General features: G+C 65.4%; 3 protein-coding genes. All 3 read right to left on the bottom strand.

Annotated elements, in window-relative coordinates; genetic code table 11:
- On the bottom strand, nucleotides 1–506 hold a 506-nt coding region (locus KDJ86_RS04720), incomplete at its 3' end, for an exodeoxyribonuclease III (RefSeq protein WP_291743540.1).
- A 351-nt stretch (nucleotides 507–857) separates the two neighbouring features.
- Nucleotides 858–1,562 (bottom strand): outer-membrane lipoprotein carrier protein LolA, encoded by a 705-nt coding sequence (locus KDJ86_RS04715; RefSeq protein WP_291743539.1) that lies wholly within the window; start codon nucleotides 1,560–1,562, stop codon nucleotides 858–860.
- Nucleotides 1,563–1,885: 323 nt separating this feature from the next.
- A partial coding sequence (locus tag KDJ86_RS04710; protein WP_291743538.1) for a DNA translocase FtsK occupies nucleotides 1,886–2,083 on the bottom strand: 198 nt, incomplete at its 5' end.

Below are 2,083 nucleotides of genomic sequence, written 5' to 3'. Positions count from 1 at the left end.
TGCTTGTGCGACCAGACGTCGTTTTCGAGCGGGGCGATGTTGAGGTCGCCGACGAGGACGGCCTTGCGGTCGGTCTCGGCGCCGGTCAGCCAGATCGCCATCTCGTCGAGGAAGGCGAGCTTGTGGGTGAATTTCTCGTTGAGCGCCGGGTCGGGCAGGTCGCCGCCGGCCGGGATGTAGAAGTTGTGCAGGACGATGTCGCCGTCACCGTCGGCGATGGTGACCGCGGCATGGCGGGCATCGCCCTTCTCGCAGAAGCCGCGCTTCGAGGTGTCGAGAAAGGGGATGCGGGAGAGGATGGCGACGCCGTGATAGCCCTTCTGGCCGTTCAGCAGGACATGCTCGTAGCCGCGGTTGCGGAACGGCTTGAGGGGAAACCGGTCGTCCGGGCACTTGGTCTCCTGGAGGCAGAGGATGTCCGGCGCGTGGCGATCGAGGAACATCCCGACCTGCCTGATCCGGAAGCGGACGGAATTGATGTTCCAGGTGGCGATGCTGAGGGTCATGCGGGGGACGGCGCGGGGCGGGCTGTTCTGGCTGGGGCGATCGGCGGAGACCGGGGCGACATGATCCCGCCACCTCCGGCTTAGAGCAGATTCCGGCAGCACGCCAAAAGAAAAGCGCCCAACCCCGGGGGAGGTTGGGCGCTTCGCGCTACGTTGCGCGACACCGAACAACGCCGGTGCCGGCGGGCCGTCCTCGGCGAGACGGGGGGCGCTACCGATATCAGGGCGGCCCGCTCACGTATTCAGATGGTGCAAAAGAACGGCGTTTCAAGACCCGGCCAATCGGCCGGGGTCCGGGGTGATTTCCGCTTTTTCGTCCGTCAGTTAGGGGTCAGCGCGGCGAAAGATGGACTATTGGTAATAGTTTATCTTGAACAGACCCGGGTCGAGTCGCGCCCCGGTCGTGGTGTTGTAGACCGCGACCGAGGTGTTGAGTCCCTGCGCGTCGGTGACGATCCACTGCTTCAATTCATAGGTCTGGCGATCGAAGATGAGGGTCAGCTTGCCCTTCACCAGGCGGGAATCCTCGACAATGATCAAGGCGATGAGGTCGGGCTCCTGGCGGACCTCGTTGACCACGCCGGAGGTGAGGTCGATGTTGTCGGCAAGCAGGTAGCGCAGCGGCGTCTTCGACAGCGGGTAATAGTCCTGGGTCGCTGTCCGGGTGTTGCGGATCGCCACGTTACGGCCGTCGGCGATGACGTCGAGGGGGACCGGCGGGTTGTACTTGAAGCGGATCTTGCCGGGGCGGGCGATGTAGAAATCGCCCTCCGACTGCTCGCCATGGGGGCCGAACTGGATGAACTGGCCTTCCATGGTCTTGAAGCCGTTGAAATAGGCGTTGATGTTGGCGAGCGCGTTGCCGCTCTTGCCGGACTTGCGGACGACCGCCGCGGTTTCCGCCCGCGCCGGGTTGGGGGCGGTCGCGACCGGGGCGTAGCCGGGTCTCGGCCGCGGATTGGGGACCGGGTCGATCGGCGCGCCGGCAAGGGCGTCGAGACCCGTGGCGGCAAGCATCATCATCCCGGCAACCAGCGCCGGGAGACCGAATCTCAACCCCGATGACATGTGGTTGCCAGACCTGGCAGCAGCCAAAACATCCCTCCATCGGATCGGCGGACCATATCGCAAAAGCCGGTCCGACCCGCGTAACCTATCAGCCTATGTGGCGAATTGGCGGCGCGGCACCTCCCGATTCGACGCGGTCACTCTAGAGCAAGATGCGCCGGCATTGAATCGAATGGTTGCGGCGGCGGATTCCGGGTCGCCGGGCGCCACCGGAGCACATGCCGTCGATCAGGGCCGCGACACGCGCCCTGGCGCCTTGCTCTTTCGCACATTCCGGGCGCAAAGCCGCCGACGCTCTTGCCGAACATGCCCTAGCGGAAGTCGTTCTCGTCTTCCTCGCGCACCAGAATCTCGCGCTTGCCGGCGTGGTTGGCGGGGCCGACGACGCCCTCCTGCTCCATGCGCTCGATGATCGAGGCGGCGCGGTTATAGCCGATCGACAGGCGGCGCTGGATGTAGCTGGTCGAGGCCTTGCGGTCGCGGGCGACGATGGCGACGGCGCGGTCGTA

The sequence above is a fragment of the Bauldia sp. genome (assembly GCF_020442045.1).
Taxonomy (GTDB): Bacteria; Pseudomonadota; Alphaproteobacteria; order Rhizobiales; family Kaistiaceae; genus Bauldia.
The sequence above is the reverse complement of the archived record's forward strand: the minus strand, read 5'-3'. Positions and strand labels throughout refer to the sequence as shown.